This window comes from Shewanella carassii, from assembly GCF_002777975.1.
Taxonomy (GTDB): Bacteria; Pseudomonadota; Gammaproteobacteria; order Enterobacterales; family Shewanellaceae; genus Shewanella; species Shewanella carassii.
In genome coordinates this window covers 13335-31619 of record NZ_NGVS01000023.1, presented here as the reverse complement: position 1 = coordinate 31619, position 18285 = coordinate 13335, and the positions used below count along the sequence as shown (strand labels likewise).

General features: G+C 52.2%; 17 protein-coding genes. 9 read left to right on the top strand and 8 right to left on the bottom strand.

The window, feature by feature from the left end:
- The 7 genes from CBE72_RS11090 to CBE72_RS11060 all read left to right on the top strand — a co-directional run bounded on the left by CBE72_RS11090 (nucleotide 1) and on the right by CBE72_RS11060 (nucleotide 5944).
- The gene (locus CBE72_RS11090; protein WP_100143573.1) at nucleotides 1-726 is read left to right on the top strand and encodes a M15 family metallopeptidase; all 726 of its coding nucleotides are present in this window, start codon (nucleotides 1-3) and stop codon (nucleotides 724-726) included.
- Between the two features lie 127 nt (nucleotides 727-853).
- Nucleotides 854-1687, top strand: a complete 834-nt coding sequence (locus CBE72_RS11085; RefSeq protein ID WP_100143572.1) for an alpha/beta fold hydrolase — start codon at nucleotides 854-856, stop codon at nucleotides 1685-1687.
- Nucleotides 1688-1788: 101 nt separating this feature from the next.
- Nucleotides 1789-2400: a carbonate dehydratase gene (can, locus tag CBE72_RS11080; RefSeq protein ID WP_100143571.1), complete on the top strand. Its 612-nt coding sequence runs from the start codon at nucleotides 1789-1791 to the stop codon at nucleotides 2398-2400.
- 237 nt (nucleotides 2401-2637) lie between these two features.
- On the top strand, nucleotides 2638-3825 hold the full coding sequence (gene kdnA, locus CBE72_RS11075; protein WP_100143570.1) for an 8-amino-3,8-dideoxy-alpha-D-manno-octulosonate transaminase KdnA: 1188 nt from the start codon (nucleotides 2638-2640) through the stop codon (nucleotides 3823-3825).
- Between the two features lie 20 nt (nucleotides 3826-3845).
- Nucleotides 3846-4916 carry a 3-deoxy-alpha-D-manno-octulosonate 8-oxidase KdnB gene (kdnB, locus tag CBE72_RS11070; protein WP_100143569.1) on the top strand — a complete coding sequence of 357 codons (1071 nt, stop codon included), beginning with the start codon at nucleotides 3846-3848 and terminating at the stop codon, nucleotides 4914-4916.
- 68 nt (nucleotides 4917-4984) lie between these two features.
- A complete protein-coding gene (kdsB, locus tag CBE72_RS11065) occupies nucleotides 4985-5722 on the top strand; it encodes an 8-amino-3,8-dideoxy-manno-octulosonate cytidylyltransferase KdsB (protein ID WP_100143568.1) in 738 nt (245 codons plus the stop codon).
- A 21-nt stretch (nucleotides 5723-5743) separates the two neighbouring features.
- Nucleotides 5744-5944, top strand: coding sequence for a DUF2897 family protein (locus CBE72_RS11060; protein WP_100143878.1), 201 nt, complete (start codon nucleotides 5744-5746; stop codon nucleotides 5942-5944).
- A gap of 49 nt (nucleotides 5945-5993) precedes the next feature.
- On the opposite strand, the gene CBE72_RS11055 is transcribed toward CBE72_RS11060, so the two are convergent.
- From CBE72_RS11055 to zwf, 5 genes are all read right to left on the bottom strand, one after another.
- Nucleotides 5994-6278: a hypothetical protein gene (locus tag CBE72_RS11055; protein WP_229671790.1), complete on the bottom strand. Its 285-nt coding sequence runs from the start codon at nucleotides 6276-6278 to the stop codon at nucleotides 5994-5996.
- 626 nt (nucleotides 6279-6904) lie between these two features.
- Nucleotides 6905-7546, bottom strand: coding sequence for a bifunctional 4-hydroxy-2-oxoglutarate aldolase/2-dehydro-3-deoxy-phosphogluconate aldolase (locus tag CBE72_RS11050; RefSeq protein ID WP_100143567.1), 642 nt, complete (start codon nucleotides 7544-7546; stop codon nucleotides 6905-6907).
- Between the two features lie 19 nt (nucleotides 7547-7565).
- Nucleotides 7566-9392: a phosphogluconate dehydratase gene (edd, locus tag CBE72_RS11045; RefSeq protein ID WP_100143566.1), complete on the bottom strand. Its 1827-nt coding sequence runs from the start codon at nucleotides 9390-9392 to the stop codon at nucleotides 7566-7568.
- Nucleotides 9393-9401: 9 nt separating this feature from the next.
- The gene (gene pgl, locus CBE72_RS11040; protein ID WP_100143565.1) at nucleotides 9402-10106 is read right to left on the bottom strand and encodes a 6-phosphogluconolactonase; all 705 of its coding nucleotides are present in this window, start codon (nucleotides 10104-10106) and stop codon (nucleotides 9402-9404) included.
- 9 nt (nucleotides 10107-10115) lie between these two features.
- Entirely contained in the window at nucleotides 10116-11588 is a 1473-nt protein-coding gene (gene zwf / locus CBE72_RS11035; protein WP_100143564.1) for a glucose-6-phosphate dehydrogenase, read from the bottom strand.
- A 315-nt stretch (nucleotides 11589-11903) separates the two neighbouring features.
- On the opposite strand from zwf, the gene CBE72_RS11030 reads away from it, so the two are divergent.
- Both CBE72_RS11030 and pyk read left to right on the top strand, forming a co-directional pair.
- Nucleotides 11904-12758, top strand: coding sequence for a MurR/RpiR family transcriptional regulator (locus CBE72_RS11030; RefSeq protein ID WP_100143563.1), 855 nt, complete (start codon nucleotides 11904-11906; stop codon nucleotides 12756-12758).
- A gap of 184 nt (nucleotides 12759-12942) precedes the next feature.
- The gene (pyk, locus tag CBE72_RS11025) at nucleotides 12943-14382 is read left to right on the top strand and encodes a pyruvate kinase (RefSeq protein WP_100143562.1); all 1440 of its coding nucleotides are present in this window, start codon (nucleotides 12943-12945) and stop codon (nucleotides 14380-14382) included.
- A gap of 175 nt (nucleotides 14383-14557) precedes the next feature.
- Here pyk and CBE72_RS11020 read toward each other — a convergent pair whose 3' ends face one another.
- From CBE72_RS11020 to smrA, 3 genes are all read right to left on the bottom strand, one after another.
- Nucleotides 14558-16834 carry an acyl-CoA dehydrogenase gene (locus tag CBE72_RS11020; protein ID WP_100143874.1) on the bottom strand — a complete coding sequence of 759 codons (2277 nt, stop codon included), beginning with the start codon at nucleotides 16832-16834 and terminating at the stop codon, nucleotides 14558-14560.
- 10 nt (nucleotides 16835-16844) lie between these two features.
- A complete protein-coding gene (psrA, locus tag CBE72_RS11015; RefSeq protein ID WP_025010244.1) occupies nucleotides 16845-17492 on the bottom strand; it encodes a TetR family transcriptional repressor PsrA in 648 nt (215 codons plus the stop codon).
- A 111-nt stretch (nucleotides 17493-17603) separates the two neighbouring features.
- Nucleotides 17604-18194 carry a DNA endonuclease SmrA gene (smrA, locus tag CBE72_RS11010; protein WP_100143561.1) on the bottom strand — a complete coding sequence of 197 codons (591 nt, stop codon included), beginning with the start codon at nucleotides 18192-18194 and terminating at the stop codon, nucleotides 17604-17606.
- Between the last annotated feature and the right edge of the window lie 91 nt (nucleotides 18195-18285).

The following is an 18285-nucleotide window of genomic DNA, read 5'->3' as shown; positions in this document are numbered from 1 at the left end:
ATGGCAAGGGGCGATTTTCTCTACGGCCTGGAGACTGAAGCAGAGCCGGGAAGGACACTGGTTAGTCTAAGCGGCAGTGAAAGCGGGTCAGGCGCTGAAGTTTGGCTGGAAGCCGAGACGGCGGCGGCCTTTCTTGAGATGCAGGCCGCCGCCAAGCAAGATGGCATCGCCCTGGCCATCTGCTCTGGTTATCGCAGCTTTGAGCGTCAACTCACGATTTGGAATGCCAAAGCCTCAGGGAAGCGCCCTCTACTGGATAAAGACTCACGTTCCGTCAGTGACATCGGCGCGCTCAGTGATGATGAGTTAGTGGCGCTTATTTTGCTTTGGTCGGCGCTGCCTGGCGCCTCTCGCCACCACTGGGGGACGGACGTGGATCTCTTCGACAGCGCCCAAATCAGCAAGCATGAACTCAAGTTGGTTAACGCCGAGTATCAACCCCTGGGCCCTTGCTATAAATTGGACCTGTGGCTTGACGAGCGCGCCCCGGATTTTGGCTTCTACCGCCCTTTTCAGGCTGGCCTCAGTGGCGTCAGCCCGGAGCGCTGGCACTTGAGTTTCCTGCCAAAGGCCAAAGGGTTTCTCGAGCAGTTTGATAGCGAGCGTCTGCGGCAAATACTCGACCACAGTGATATAACACTCAAGCAAAGTTTGCTTAGGCGTTTACCGGACCTCGTCGAGACTTATGTCAGGCGCATTGCCCCCTATCCGGATGGTTTCAAATGAGTACCTTTGAAGTACGTTTGAAAAAGCAAGTTTAAATAAACATCATGCGATTTCGCGCTCAGATCCTAAGTCGGCAAACTTGAGGTATCCTGTGTCCCAAACAATAAATCCGGGATACCTTTCAACAATGACTGACTTCAATCAATATCGACAGCAAATCGAACTCAGGGGCGAAACCCTCAGCTATCTGGATATGGGCCAGGGCCCTGTGCTGCTGCTCGGCCACAGCTACCTTTGGGACGCCACCATGTGGCAACAGCAACTGCCTGTACTGGCGAAACACTACCGCTGCATAGTGCCGGATCTCTGGGGCCATGGGCAGTCAGGCGCGATTCCCGCGCATACCGAGAGCCTGGCGGATATCGCCGCCGATATGTTGACCTTGATGGATAAACTCAGTATCGATGAATTCACTGTCATCGGCTTGTCGGTCGGTGCCATGTGGGGGGCCGAGCTGGTTCTGAAGGCGCCTTCTAGAGTCAAGGCGTTGGTGATGATGGGCAGCTTCCTCGGCTTTGAGCCCGAAGTTACCCGCAACAAATATATGGCCATGTTGGATGGCATCAGCCAATTGGGGCAAATTCCTGCGCCCATGGCCGAGCAGATAGCGCCGATGTTTTTTGCCGTGACCACAGCAAGTTTACGGCCGCAACTGCTGAGTGATTTCGCCAGCGCCCTGCAAAGTATTTCACCAGAGCGGATCCCTGATACCGTCGCCATGGGCAAACTGATTTTTAATCGCCGCGACGCCATGGAAGATGCCGATAACTTGACTCTGCCCTGTTTAATCATGTCAGGTGTAGAAGATACGGCACGCACTGTGCTGGAATCCTTTTTGATGGTCGATGCCATAGACGGCGCCGAGATGGTGCAGATACCGGCAGCCGGCCATATTTCTGTGTTGGAACAGGGCGATTTTATCAACCAAGCCCTGCTGACTTTTCTTGAAAAACATCACTAAAATCCGGCCGCGATGGATAGACCAGCGCGGCTTTATTTTCTGATACACTGCCGAAAATAAATCGGACCACTGTGTTCCCATAAGCTATTTTGTGAGCCTGAATGAAAATACTGAAACCGCTTTTTGAAAACAACCGCCGCTGGGCAGCCAGAATAAGCACTGAAAACCCAGAGTTTTTTGAGCAGTTGGCCAAACAGCAAAACCCCGAATATCTCTGGATAGGTTGTTCCGACAGCCGGGTTCCCTCCAACCAGATCATAGATCTGATGCCAGGAGAAGTATTTGTACATCGCAATATCGCCAACATGGTGATCCACACAGATCTCAACTGTTTGTCAGTCTTGCAATACGCGGTCGATGTCCTCAAGGTGAAACACATCATGGTAGTGGGCCATTACGGCTGCGGCGGCGTCAAGGCCGCCATGGGTACCGACAGACTCGGGCTTATCGACAACTGGCTGGGGCATCTCAGGGATATCTACCGCCTGCACCACCAAGAACTGGAAGCCCTCAATGAAAAACAACGGTTTGATCGCCTTTGTGAGCTCAATGTAATTGAACAGGTCGCCAATGTCACCAGCAGCAACATAGTCCAGGAAGCCTGGGCCAAGGGGCAAAACCTGTCGATACACGGCTGGATCTACGGAATCGACAATGGGCTTTTGACCGATCTTGATGTCACAGTGGATGGCGGCCATCAAAGGATGGAGTGATCCAAGCGGATAAGGGGCGCAGCTGCGCCCCTTGCTTTATCGGTGAAATTTTACCCAGTTGGATTTTTTCCGAAAGAAAGCATCGCAGTATGTTGGCCACCCCGTTATAATTCTGCAGTTAACACGGGTGCTCAGTCATCCGGTCACCCGGCGCACTTCGCGTAACAGCCTTATGGCATAAGGCCTTTTCTGGCGTGACCCTCCCAGAGCACAATACTATCTAAGGAGACACCTTCCATGCCCGGTTTTGAATTGTTTGGTCCTGAAGAAAAACAGGAAGTAGCAGACGTCATGGAGAACGGATTCACCTTCCGTTACAACTTTGATGCCATGCGTAATGATCGCTGGAAAACCCGCGATATGGAGCAGCTCTTATGTGACAAGATGAATGTCAAGCATGCTCACCTGCTCTCCAGCGGCACTGCCGCCCTGCAAACCGCACTGGCCGCCGCCGGTATCGGTGCCGGGGATGAAGTGATTGTTCCTCCTTTCACCTTTGTCGCTTCTGTTGAGGCAGTATTCATGGCCGGTGCCATTCCGGTATTTGCCGAAATCGATGAGACGCTGTGTCTGTCCCCTGAAGGAATTGAGGCCGCCATTACCCCACGTACCAAGGCGGTAAACCTGGTACACATGTGCGGTTCCATGGCCAAGATGGATGAAATCAAAGCCATCTGTGAAAAGCACAATCTGGTACTGCTGGAAGATGCCTGTCAGGCTATTGGCGGCAGCTACAAAGGTCAGGCACTGGGTACCATAGGCGATGTAGGTTGTTTCTCTTTCGACTCGGTTAAAACCATCACTTGTGGTGAAGGTGGCGCTGTAATCACCAATAATGAAACCATCTACAACCACGCCCACATGTTCTCTGACCACGGCCATGATCATATAGGTAATGACCGCGGCGCCGAGTCTCACCCTATCATGGGTCTCAACTTCCGTATCAGCGAAATGAACGCCGCCCTAGGCCTGGCTCAGCTGCGCAAACTGGACACCATAGTGGAGATCCAGCGTCGCAACAAAAAGCTTATCAAAGACGCCATGGCGGATATTGAAGAAGTTACTTTCCGCGAAATTCCCGATCCTGAAGGCGACAGCGCCGGTTTCCTCAGCTTTATGCTGCCAACCGAGCAACGTACTCAGGAAGTCAGCAAGGCGCTGGCCGCCAACGGTGTCGATGGTTGCTTCTACTGGTATGTCAACAACTGGCACTACCTGAAGAACTGGCATCACATTCAGCAGCTCAAGAGCCCTGCTGCCCTGCCGATCACATTAATCGAAGATCGCCCGGACTATACTGCGGTTTCTGTGCCCAAATCTGACGCTATCATGAGCCGGACCATTTCCATGCTGATCAAGCTGTCCTGGACTGAAGAACAGATTGCCGAGCGCATTGCCAACATCAAGAAAGCATTTGCCCAATAACCTAAAGGGAGCTGGTTGCTATGAGTTTCAAGAATTTTAAAGTCGTCCCCAAAATGATCTTTGGTCGCGGTTCTTTCGTCCAACTGGACGAAGTTCTGGCCGCCGAGCGCAAAGAAGCCAACGACTTCGTGGTTTTCGTCGTGGATGACGTTCACAAGGGTAAGCCACTTGAAGGCCGTCTGCCGTTGAAAGAACAAGATCTGGTGCTATGGGTCAATGTCGATGAAGAGCCAACCACAGAGCAGGTTGACAGCCTTACCGAGCAGGTTCAGGCATTCAACAGTAAGCTGCCTGTGAGCGTAGTCGGTCTCGGTGGCGGCGCCACCATGGATCTGGCCAAGGCCGTTTCTCTGATGCTGACCAACCCAGGCGGTTCTGCCAAGTATCAGGGCTGGGATCTGATCCAGAATCCTGCCATTCACCATATCGGTATCCCTACCATTTCCGGTACAGGTGCCGAAGCGTCACGCACTGCGGTGCTGTGTGGCCCTGAGCGTAAACTGGGTCTGAACTCTGACTATACAGTATTCGATCAGATCATCATGGACTCTGAGCTGATTGCCGGTGTACCTACAGATCAGTGGTTCTACACAGGTATGGACTGCTACATCCACTGTGTAGAGTCTCTGCAAGGTACCTTCCTGAATGAGTTCTCCCGTGCCTATGCCGAGAAATCTTTGGATATGTGCCGTGAAGTCTTCCTGGGCGATCACCCAGAGAAAGACGACAAGCTGATGATGGCCTCCTTCATGGGCGGTATGAGCATCGCCTATAGCCAGGTAGGTGCCTGTCACGCGGTTTCTTACGGTCTGTCTTATATCCTGGGTTATCACCACGGTATTGGTAACTGTATCGCCTTCGACGTGTTGGAAGAGTACTACCCTGAAGGGGTTGAAGAGTTCCGTGCCATGATGAAGAAACACAACATCCAGTTGCCGAAGAACATCTGTAAAGACTTGCCGGACGAAACCATTGCCGCCATGGTTAAAGTCACCAAGAGCATGGGGCCTCTGTGGGCCAACGTCTATGGTGACTGCTGGCAGGAAAAAGTCACCGATGAAATGCTGACCAAGCTGTTCCGCCGTATCTAAGCCGGCACAGGACTGCTATGATTAGGGCTCTTTATGAGCCCTTTCTTCTTGAATACTAGGAAAATTGAATGAAAGTCACCCTGTTGATCCCTGCACGCTATGGTTCCAGCCGTTTTCCCGGCAAACCTCTGGCACCGATTAACGGTAAACCCATGATCCAGCACGTTTATGAGCGCGCCGGACTGGCCAAGGGGTTAGATAACATCTATGTGGCAACCGATGATGTTCGCATCAAGGATGCCGTAGAAGCCTTTGGCGGCAATGTTGTGATGACCGGTGCCGAAGCGGCCTCCGGCACTGACAGGATTAACGATGCCATCACCCAATTGGGATTGGCGGATGACGATCTGGTGATCAATCTGCAAGGGGATCAACCCCTGATCGATCCCATCTCCTTAGAGCAGATCATCAGTCTGTTCCAGCGTCATCCCGGTGAGTTTGAAATGGCCACTCTCGGCTACCAAATCACCGAAGAGGAAGAGCTGGACGATCCCAAGCATGTGAAGATGGTGTTTGACAACGACTTCTACGCCCTCTACTTCTCTCGCGCCCGGATCCCATTCGGCCGTGATGTCAACGACTACCCTGTCTATAAACATTTAGGAGTTTATGCTTACACCCGCCGTTTCGTCGAGACCTTTGCCAAGCTGCCTTTGGGCAGACTGGAAGATCTGGAAAAACTAGAGCAACTGCGGGCCCTGGAATATGGTCACAAGATCAAGGTCGCCATCAGCGCATTTGACTCGCCAGAGGTAGATACACCTGAAGATATCCGCCGCTGTGAACAGCGCTTAGCCGTAGACTGAAGCAGGTAGCAATAGATGGAAATGTCATCTTTGGAAGTCTGGTTGATCATCATTTTGGTGATAGGTGTTATTGCCAGTAACCTGGCGATACTCAAGTACAGTGCCAAGTTCAAAATGCCGCAATTTGGCCAGCACAGTAAAGACAAACAGATAAAGCCACAGGGTGACAGGGATAAAACCCCAAACTCCCCAGCTGATGAAAAACATCAAGACAAAGACTGACATGAAAAAGGCGCCCTAGGCGCCTTTTTCATCTCTTATAGAGATGGCCTCAATAAAACTGCATATCGGATATACGAGTCAATCTAACTCCATCGACCACCATCTGCCATTCATTTCCGACTTGATGAGGGGGAACCGAGACCTCGAAACGACTGGAGATAAAACCTATTCCCACTTCGAAGTCGTTACCGTCAAACTTCTGGATCCCACCACTGATAGAGGTGCGGCTGTTGCCATCATAGCGCTGATACTCTACTGTGCCATCATGTTGAATAAGCAGATACATGTCAGCACTCTGCCACTCACCGGCATACTCGGCCTTATCTAGCGGCAAGGGCTGGCCACAACCGCCAAGGAGCCAGGCACAAACTAAAACCAGCAGATATTTGAACTTGGAAGATAACTCTCTTAACTTGCTGTTTTTTATTGGAAGAGCAGAGGAAGGAATTACTGCTGAGCCACACATGACAAAACTCCTTTTATCGGTTCCTGAAAAATTAGTGACGAAAACCGCTGGCGAAAAATGTATTTCCACAGGCAGGACAAGACATTTTTATAGGCAGGGGCTGCAATCCAAACAAAACCATGGTACCAAGCCCGAGTGGTATTGTTAGCCAGTTGGCAATAAAACCAAAATCGATCCTGGCCTCAGCGATATGACCATTTGCGCTCTGATACGAACATGCCGGACATTGACAGGCGTTGTAATGCCTGATGATACGCTCGAATCTCACAAAGGCTCCTCCCTGAGTCATACCGTTTGTTCAAACTTGCTAGTGGCAGTTATATGACAGGCCAAGGCCAATCAATCACGTTCACCTCAAATTCAAGCTACCCTAAAGTACAGAGGCGTGCAAGCCAGCCTAAAGGACTAAAAAATCATTGGTTTTACTGCTTATAAATACCATTAAGCTAAAAAAAAGGCTACCTTAAGTAGCCTTATTCATTCTGGTTAAATGCTCACAACGCCGCAATGGCTTCTTGACACAAGCGGGTGATCCTGTCCCAGTCACCCTGCTCCATCGCTTCTACCGGAGCTATCCAACTACCACCGATACAATCGACATTCCCCAGCGCCAGGTAGTCTTTATAGCTGCTCGGAGTGATCCCGCCAGTTGGGCAGAAACGGACATCGGCCAGCGGGCCGCCGAAGGCTTTGAGCGCATTGACCCCACCAGAAGCCTCAGCCGGGAAGAACTTGAAGTGGGTATAGCCCAGTCCCAGTCCCACCATGACTTCGGAGATACTGGCCACCCCCGGAATAAGTGGGATCTTACCGGCTTTACCCGCCTTGAGCAGTTCCACCGTCGCCCCCGGAGTGATGGCAAATTGAGCACCGGCCTCTGCCGCCTGCGCCAATTGCGCTTCATTCAGTATGGTACCGGCACCGACCAGGGCTTCCGGCACTTCGGCCGCAATCCGCCCTATGGCCTCAAGGGCACAATCGGTACGCAGTGTCACTTCCAGTACCCGAATGCCACCGGCAACCAAGGCCTTGGCCAGGGGCACCGCATGTTCAATCTTGTTGATAACCATTACCGGAATGATCGGGCTCAGTTTAAATACGTCCTGGGGTTGCAAGGACCAGTTACTCTCAAGCATGTACTTTATTCCTTAATGATTAGTAATAGTCATCTATGGCACTGGTACTACGAGCACCGGTTTCAGGACTGCTGAGATTAGCCCGCAGCGCACTGAACAGCTCACGGCCCATGCCGTAACGCACACTTCTCAATTCCACTTTATCGGCACTTCTTGCGGCCAGTTGCGGTTCATCTACTAGCAGGCTGAGTTCACCTTTTTCGGCATCGACCCGCACTATATCGCCATTACGTACCTTGGCGATCAGACCACCATCGAGCGCTTCCGGCGTCAGATGGATAGCTGCAGGCACCTTACCTGAGGCTCCTGACATACGGCCATCGGTCACCAGAGCAACTTTAAAACCTCTATCCTGCAAGGTTCCGAGAATAGGGGTCAGCTTATGCAGTTCGGGCATGCCGTTGGCTTTGGGCCCCTGCCCCTTGACCACCACCACGCAGTCCTTATCCAGTTGACCACTGGTAAAGAGCTCATTGAGCTGATTCTGATCATCAATAACCACAGCAGGTGCTTCCACCACTCGGTGTTGCTCCTGCACCGCAGAAACCTTAATAACCGCCCGGCCCAGGTTGCCCTTGAGCAGTTTAAGGCCGCCATTACTCTGGAAAGGTTTGGCCACTGAAGTCAGCACTTCGCTGTCCAGACTTTCTGTCGGGCCATCCACCCAGTTGAGCTCACCATTGAGCAGCTTGGGCTCTTTGGTGTAACGCTCAAGACCAAAGCCGGCTACTGTGTTGACGTCTTGATGCAGTAAACCGGCATCCAGCAACTGCCGCACCAGATAAGCCATCCCACCGGCGGCATGGAAATGGTTAATGTCGGCATGACCGTTGGGATAAACCCTGGCTAGCAGCGGAACCACATCTGACAGCTCGGAGAAATCGTCCCAGTTGACTATGATGCCGGCCGCACGAGCGGCCGCCACTATGTGCATGGTGAGATTGGTCGAGCCACCGGTGGCCAGCAGAGCCACTATGCCGTTGACTATCGACTTTTCACAAACCAGCTCGCCTATGGGGCTATATTGGTTGCCAAGTTCGGTCAGACGGCACACCTGTTTGGCTGCCGCCTTATTGAGCGCCTCACGCAAAGGATCGTCTGGATTAACAAATGAGGAGCCGGGTAGCTGCAGCCCCATGACTTCCAGCATCAGCTGGTTGCTGTTGGCCGTACCGTAAAAGGTACAGGTACCCGCGCTGTGGTAAGACTTGGATTCGGCTTCGAGCAAGGCGGCTCTATCGACCTTACCTTCGGCAAACTGCTGGCGAATATGAGCCTTTTCCTTGTTGGGGATCCCGGACTTCATCGGTCCCGCCGGCACAAACAGCATAGGCAGATGACCAAAGCTCAGGGCGCCGATCAGTAACCCGGGGACTATCTTGTCACAAATCCCCAGCAACAAGGCACCATCAAACATATTGTGGGACAGGCCAACGGCGGTAGCCATGGCAATCACTTCACGACTCAGCAGGCTGAGCTCCATCCCGGGTTGGCCCTGGGTGACGCCGTCACACATGGCCGGCACGCCAGCTGCCACTTGGGCAACGCTGCCCACCTCATTGCAGGCCTGCTTCAATAATTCAGGATAGTGTTCGTAAGGTTGGTGCGCCGACAGCATGTCATTGAATGCAGTCACTATGCCTATGTTGGCCTTGGTCAGCTGGCGCAGGCTGTCTTTATCGGCCGGCTGACAAGCGGCAAACCCATGGGCCAGATTGCCGCAGCTCAAACTGCTGCGGTGCACGCCCTTGGCCCTGGCTTCGGCCAATGCCGCCAGGTACTTGCCCCTGTGATCTTGGCTACGGGCAATAATCCTGTCTGTTACGGCTTGAACTCTTGGGTGCATCTTGCCTCCTTAAGCGCTCCAGAACACATCGACCGGGGTCTTATGCTGCGCCAATACGGCGCGGATCGGCATTTCCCTGGGATCGTCACTCTCGAGAGCTTGGTGATATACGGAAAGTTTGGTTTCGCCAACCAGATGCAGATAGATCTGGCGGCTGCCGAGCACGGCTTGGCGGCTCAGGCTGATCCTAGCGTGAGGCGCATTGCCCGGATGCACGGCGCACAGCAGCGCATCGGTTTCCAGCGCCTCGGTCAGTTGTTCTTCGGGGGCGCAGGGGAACCAGGAACAGGTGTGGCCATCATTACCCATGCCCAACACGACCACATCGAAAGGCCGCGGGAAGTTGGCCAACTGTTCTGTGGCCATACTCAAGCCCGCTTCCGGAGTGGCAAACATATTCTTCAGGCCACGGAACTTGGCGCTGGCGGCGCGATTTTGCAGTAAATGCCCGCGCACTAGGCGCTCGTTGGAGTCCTGGTCTTCGGCATCCACCCAGCGCTCATCGGCGAGCGTGATATAAACATCGCTCCAGTCGATCATTTTATGACTGAGCTCAGCAAACAGTTTCAGCGGCGTCGAACCACCGGAAACCACCAGGCTGGCCTTGCCGCGGCTATCTATCGCGTTTTGCAGCGCGCTGGCAATACGCTCGGCCAACTGGCTCTCTAGCGCAGTTGGGTTGTCGAACGATTTGAATACAGTTTCTCTAATCATGCTGTCTCCTTATTCATCCCAGGAGCGGCCGTCTTTAGTGATCAAGGCCACTGAGGCCACTGGCCCCCAGGTACCGGCAGGATAAGGTTTGGGTTTTTCGTTGCTCATCTCCCAGGATTGAATAATGCCATCGACCCAAGTCCAAGCCTGCTCCACTTCGTCGCGGCGCACAAATAATGCCTGATTACCCAGCATGGCTTCGAGCAACAAACGTTCATAAGCGTCGGCGATACGTTCGTTCTTGAAGGTGTCGGAGAAGCTCAAATCCAGCTTGGTGGTTTGCAAGCGCTGTTTCTGCTCAAGCCCGGGCACCTTATTCATCATCTGGATCTCCACCCCTTCATGAGGTTGCAGACGAATGGTCAGCTTATTGGGCGGCAGATTGCGATGGCTGGAGCGATACAGGTTATGGGGTGGATTCTTGAAATAGATGACAATTTCGGAACTCTTGAACGGCATACGTTTACCGCTGCGCAGATAGAAAGGCACCCCGGCCCAGCGCCAGTTGTCGATATCGACCCGCAAGGCTACAAAGGTCTCTGTGTTGGAGTCCACGTTGGCGCCCTCTTCCTCCAGATAACCGGGAACCGGTGATCCCTTGAGGAACCCGGCCGAATACTGGCCACGCACTGTATTTTCAAACACATTATCTTGGTTTATCGGCCGCAGCGACTTGAGCACCTTCACCTTTTCATCACGAATACTATCAGCATCCAGATTCACCGGCGGATCCATGGCAATCAGAGTCAGTACCTGTAGCAAGTGGTTCTGGATCATGTCGCGCATCTGGCCGGCTTTATCGAAATAGCCCCAACGCCCTTCAATGCCCACCTCTTCGGCCACAGTGATCTGTACATGATCTATGGTGCGGTTATCCCACTTGGAGGCAAACAGTGAATTGGCAAAACGCAACGCAATCAGGTTCTGTACTGTTTCTTTACCCAGATAATGGTCGATACGATAGACCTGACTTTCATCAAAATAAGCAGAAACCTGGTCGTTGATGACTCTGGAAGACTGCAGATCTGAGCCTATGGGCTTTTCCAGCACCACTCGGGTATCGGGATGGATCAGTTGCTGTTCATGCAGGCAACGACAGATGTCACCGAAGATGGCCGGAGGCGTAGCAAAATAGTTGACCATCACCCGCTTGGCAGGCTCGAGCAGTCGGTGGAAGGCTTTGTAGCCTTCAGATTCGGTAAAATTGGTGCCGACATAATGGCAACGTTCGAGGAAGCGGGAAAGCGTGGTGTCGCACAGGGGTTCTTTAACAAAGGTGCTCAGGGCCGTTTTAACCAGTTCGCGAAAATCTTCGGCAGAGAATTCGTCTTTGGCAACACCTATGACCTTGGTGTCCTGGTTGAGTAGGCCGGCTTTATCTAGTTGGTAGAGCGAAGGTAACAATTTACGCCTTGCCAGGTCGCCCTTGGTACCAAAGAGTACAAAATCACAAGCTTTGGCCTCTGATGTTGTTTTGCCCATTGCTTAATGTTCTCCTTTTGTCGGTGGTGGTTCCATTATGCGATGAAGAATCCCACACTTTTGTTGTAATATAACAACAGTGTTTGTTAAATGCATCTATAATTTGCAAATAAAGCCACAAGCCAACGCTAGGCAGGTTTGGCAATAATCTGATATGCTTCTCATGCTTAAAACCTTCTTATCTCGGAAGTTAACCTGTTTTCATTCCGGTATATACAGGACTTATGTCAAGATTGGTTTGCACCCTACTTTGTAGTGCTCAGGCCTCAAAGAAATAATAAAATTACATAATTTCAACCCAGCGGACGTACGTGTATGAACACCCTCGAAAAGGTTCAAAAAAACCTACCCCACTTCAGCAAGTCGGAACGCAAAGTAGCCGAAGTTATCCTGGCATCCCCCCAAACCGCTATCCATTCAAGCATAGCAACTCTGGCCAAAATGGCGGATGTCAGCGAGCCTACAGTCAACCGTTTCTGTCGTCGTTTGGATACCAAAGGGTTCCCGGATTTTAAATTACATCTGGCCCAAAGTCTTGCTAATGGTACCCCTTACGTAAGTCGTCACGTTGAGGAAGATGATACTCCCGAGTCATACACTACCAAGATCTTCGAATCTTCCATGGCATCTTTGGACACCGCGCGCCAGAGCATAGATACCGCGGCCATCAACAAGGCGGTAGACATACTGACCCAAGCGAAGAAAATCTCTTTCTTTGGTCTGGGCGCCTCGGCCTCTGTGGCACACGATGCCCAAAATAAGTTCTTCCGTTTCAATGTTCCGGTGCTGTGTTTCGATGATGTATTGATGCAACGCATGAGCTGTATCAACAGCGATGAAGGCGATGTAGTAGTACTAATTTCCCACACAGGCAGAACCAAATCGTTGATCGATATAGCAAGATTGGCCAGAGAAAACGGCGCAGCCGTAATTGGTATTACTGCGCGTCACTCACCGCTGTCGCAGGAATGTACCCTACCGGTGACCATGGAAGTGCCAGAGGACACTGATATGTACCTGCCAATGGCCTCTCGTTTAGCTCAGTTGGTGATTATTGATGTACTGGCGACCGGGTTTACCCTACGCCGTGGCCCTCGCTTCAGAGAAAGTCTCAAGCGGGTCAAGGAAGTTTTGAAAGAATCCCGCATCGAAAAGAACGAACCACTTTAATTATTTTCCTAGAGACTCTCGGGCAGTTGTCACCTTGGCAACTGCCAATGCCCCGCCTAAAATTAGCCGTAACTCACAAAAATAAAACTTTGAGTTAGATCATTTTGTCTGTAAGTTTCCTACATATCGAGCCGATGTCTGTTAATATAGCGTAAGATTTTTTAAAACTTAAACGGAGTATATTATGTTCCGCAGAACCAAGATCGTTACCACGCTGGGCCCTGCCACAGATCGTGATGATAACCTGCGTCGTATCATAGCAGCAGGTGCCAACGTTGTTCGCCTCAACTTCTCCCACGGTTCCCCCGAAGATCATCTCAAACGCGCCAGCCAAGCCCGCAGCATTGCGAAAGAGCTTGGTGTACACGTTGCCATCCTCGGCGATCTCCAGGGTCCGAAAATCCGTGTTTCCACCTTCAAGGACAATAAGAAAGTCCAACTTAAGCTCGGCCAACCATTCATTCTGGATGCCGAGCTGGGTAAAGGCGAAGGCGACGAAACTCAAGTAGGTATCGATTACAAGGAACTGCCGGACGATGTAGTTGTCGGCGATATACTGATGCTGGACGATGGCCGGGTACAACTGAAAGTCGAAAAGGTTGAAGGCCGTAAGGTACATACCAGCGTAACAGTTGCCGGTCCACTGTCCAACAACAAGGGGATTAACAAGAAAGGTGGTGGTCTGTCTGCCGCAGCGCTGACAGATAAAGACAAGCAAGATATTGTCACTGCAGCGCAAATCCAGGTGGACTACCTTGCGGTATCCTTCCCCCGCTGCGGCGCCGATCTTAACTATGCCCGCGAACTGGCGCAAAAGGCCGGCAGCAATGCCCTGATAGTATCCAAGGTAGAGCGCGCCGAAGCCGTAGCTTCCGATGAAGCGATGGACGATGTAATCCTCGCCTCCGATGCCGTCATGGTAGCCCGCGGTGACCTGGGAGTAGAAATCGGCGATCCGGCTCTGGTTGCCGTACAGAAAAAGCTGATCAGCCGCTCGCGTCAACTCAATAAGGTGGTGATCACCGCGACCCAGATGATGGAGTCTATGATCAGCAGCCCTATGCCGACCCGCGCCGAAGTCATGGACGTGGCTAACGCCGTACTCGACGGTACAGACGCAGTGATGCTCTCGGCCGAGACCGCTGCCGGGGATTATCCGGAAGAAACGGTTCAGGCCATGGCCAGAGTTTGTCTTGGCGCCGAAGCGCATCCCAGTGTACGGGTATCCAAGCACCGTCTCGATGAAAGCTTCAGCTCCATAGAAGAAACCATAGCACTGTCTACCATGTATGCCGCCAACCATTTGCAGGGTGTTAAGGCGATTATCGCCCTGACCGAATCCGGCGCAACGCCCAAGTTGATGTCACGGATAAGCTCAGCGCTGCCTATCTTCGCCCTTGCCCGTCATCAACCCACTTTGGCCAAGATGGCACTGTATCGGGGTGTCTATCCGGTAGAGTTTGACTCCACCGTTTATGCCGCCGATGAACTGGCGAAAAAAGCCCTTGAAAGCCTCAAGGCCAAGGGATACCTGGAGAGTGGTGACATGGTACTCATGACCAAGGGTGATGCCATGGAAACCGTAGGCGGCACAAACACCTGCAAGGTGCTGATCGTTGCCTAATGGCTTGCCAATAACGCTAAGCTGGTAACAAAACAGAAAAGGTACGCCGAGGCGTACCTTTTTAATTTCTGCTGCTTTCGTTGCTGTTTCAGGCTTGGTGATTTTGTTTACATCAGAGCTAAGCCTGCCCGGGACAGGCTTACCAAACTGAAATTCAGATACCAATCAACCTCAATTACAGAGTTTCAAAGTCATCGACATTGATTGCCGCCAAGCGCAGCTTATCGGCCTCAAGCAACTGCTCATACTCGGCTTTACTGATAACCTCAGCATCCAATGCCACCTGATACAGAGATAGCGGTGCCAGTTTGGCAGGCAAACGGCCATCTTTTTGTGCCTTTCTCAGTTTGCTATGCAATTCACGGCACTGATATTGAGCCTTGAATGCCGCTTCCACCTCGGCAATACCACTGGTGTCGCCGTCAAATTCAGGACAGAGGAAGGTCAGCCTGTCGCGGGCCGGACCCGGTTTAAGCATACTCTTGACCAGTTCAATGGACTGGCTGTCTTTCGGGCCGTTGAAGTGGTTCCCCAGCGGGAATACCAGCACACGCATGACCCAAGCAACCGGACGATTGGGGAAGTTAGCTATCGCCTGCTCAAGCGCCTTGGCCGCCAGTTGCAATCGGGTATCCATCACATGTTTGACTATCGGTAGATCGTCAAACTGGCGGCCATTGTCTTCAAACAGTTTCAATGTGGCCGAGCCCAGATACAGCTGACTGAGCACATCACCGAGTCTGGCCGAAATCATCTCCTTGCGCTTGAGATCGCCGCCCAAAATAAGCATCGACAAGTCAGTCACCAGCGCCAGCGCCTTGGACAGACGGGCCATCTGCTTGTAATAGTCGCGGGTATCGCCACTCACCGGTGAGCGCTCAAAATAGCTACGGCTGAGGGCGTTGCCCAAAGAGCCGAAGGCGTTACGCAGCGCATAACCTATGTGGCCCATTAGCAAAGAGTCGAAACGCTCCAGCGCTTCACTGTTGTCTTCCATGCCGGCAGCTTCCATCTCGGCCAGCACATAAGGATGACAGCGGGTCGCGCCCTGACCGAAGATCATCAAACTACGGGTCAGGATGTTGGCCCCTTCCACTGTGATGGATATAGGGTTGGCCATATAGCCATGAGCCAGATAGTTTTTGGGCCCCATCTGAATACCCTTGCCGGACTGAATATCCATGGCATCGTTCATTACCTGACGGCCAAGCTCTGTCATGTGATATTTGGCAATCGCGGTAACCACAGATGGCTTAACCTTGAGATCTATGCCTGTGGTTGTCAGACGGCGGGCCGCTTCCAGTTGATAGGTGTTGGCGATGATCCTTGCCAGCGCTTCCTGAACCCCTTCAAACTGACCTATGGCCATGCCGAACTGTTTACGCACATAGCTGTAAGCGGTTGTCGTCTTGGTCGCCATATGCCCTGACGCCGTCGCCAGCGCCGGCAGTGAAATACCACGCCCGGCAGAAAGACACTCCACCAGCATACGCCAGCCGCGACCGGCGTATTGCGGGCCACCTATGATCCAATCCAGCGGAATAAACACCTCTTCCCCTTGAGTGGTACCATTCATAAAGGCCATATTGAGCGGATTGTGACGGCGACCAATTTTCACGCCGGGATGATCGGTTGGGATCAGGGCGCAGGTGATCCCCAAGTTAACCTTGTCCCCCAACAGCCCGTCTGGGTCACGCATCTGAAATGCCAGCCCCAGCACAGTGGCCACTGGAGCCAGAGTGATGTAACGCTTGTTCCAGCTAAGCTTAAGCCCCAGAGTTTCCTCGCCTTCGAACTCACCGCGGCAGACTATCCCTTCATCGGGAATGGCTCCGGCATCTGAGCCGGCTTCGGGGCCGGTCAGGGCAAAACAAGGGATCTCTTCACCTTTGGCCAAGGCCGGCAACCAATGCTCTTTCTGCTCCTTGGTACCATAATGAGTCAGCAACTCACCCGGGCCGAGTGAGTTGGGTACCATCACAGTCACGGCGGCGCTGACACTGCGGCTCGCCAACTTACTGACTATGGTGGAGTTGGCATAGGCAGAAAACTCACGACCACCGTATTTTTTGGGAATGATCAGCGCGAAGAAGCCTTCTTTCTTGAAGTACTCCCACAGCTCCGGCGGTAAGTCCTTGCGATTGTTGACTATGTCATAGTCATCAATCATTTTTAGCGCCGTCATCACCTGATGGTCGATAAAGTCTTTCTCATCGGCACTCAGCGCCGGTTTACCATAAGCATGCAAGCTTTCCCAGTTGGGTTTCCCGCGAAACAGCTCGGCTTCCCACCACACATCACCGGCCTCCATCGCTTCGCGCTCTGTATCCGAAAGCGGCGGCAACACTTTACGAAAGAAGGCCAATACCGGCCGAGTCACAAACTGCAGACGTATGTTACGCACAAAGAACAGCGCTATCAGGGCAACTATTATTAAGAGGATAATGCTCATAACCAGACCTTTATTCTGCTTGAGAAACCAGCGGCACAGCCACACCGGCGGCCATGTAGGGGATCACCTTGCGGATGACTGCTTCAATATCATTATGTTCACCAAAGTCGGCTTCGGCTATCTCATTGAGCGCATCGGCCGAGGCCATGGTGAAGACTATGGTTCCCAGGGTGAAGTGCAAGCGCCAGAACATCTCTGCCGGCGGAATGTGAGGCGCACTGCCGGACACAGCCTGAACAAACTGATCCAGATGCTCGCCATAGTGGGTGGTAATAAACCAGCGCAAGTGCCCCTGGCTTTCGATATAACCGCGACCGAGCAGCTGCAGGAAGATACTGGTTCCTTCGTTGCGAACTTTGTTAAGTTCAAGCAGCGGCCCCACCAGAGAGGAGAAAATGGCATCCAACGACGCCTGTTTATCCCGGCCGATAAGCTCATTGATGGCGTTTGACGCCGATGGCATAAACACGTCCAGATAACGTGCCAAAACCGCCCGAATGAGCTCTTTTTTGGAACCAAAATGGTAGTTTACAGATGCAAGATTCACTTCTGCTTTGCTGGTGATAAGCCTGAGGGAGGTTTCCGAAAACCCCCGCTCGGCAAACAGCTTCTCCGCGGCATCGAGAATTCTTGTCTTGGTATCAGATCGACTTGCCATTCCGTGACCTTAGTTAATTTAAAACACTCGTTTAAATTAAACACTGGTTACACTTATGTCAAACGAAATCTCGGCTACGGTCAAGGCAGATAATCTGCCGTCCCAAACAGCTCAGCGAAAGCCCGCTCCTTTATGATTGGTCTCGCGGGATTCAATCCGCTTGGCATCTGATTTAGGCAACATCACATAGAGGGCGCCATAGCCGCCATGTTCGCGCTGGGCGCTGTGAAAGGCCTGCACTTCATCCATCTGCGACAACCAGAAGTTGACACAAGATTTAATAAGCCCAGGAAACGGCTTGCGATTCTGTCCCTTGCCATGGATCACCAGCACGCAGCGATGGCCCAAAGCCACCTGAGATTGAATGAAACCGAGCAAATAATCTCTGGCTTGGCGCACCGACATGGCATGAATATCCAGCTCGGCGGCTATCTTGTATTTGCCGAGACGTAAATTCTTGAATACCGCCTCCTGGATCCCCTGCTGCTTGTAGCTGAGCATATCATCGGGTTTCACTTTAGGGATCAACGCTAAATCCAAGGTCAGGCGCTGCAGATACTCATGGGCCTCGGCGGCGGCTTTGCGTGCCTGTTTTGACTCGCTGGAAAGAGGTTTCGCTCTGGTCTGGGCCTGTGTTTGCTGCTTGAGTGGCACCACATCGGCCATTTCTTGCATAAAAAGTGTCAGATCATCTGCTTTCATGATGCGACTCCTCCAACTTATGACGAGGTTTACACACTTTGTAAAGAAATCAATCTTCTGTTACCAAGGGGCATCTATTATAGTGAGGTCA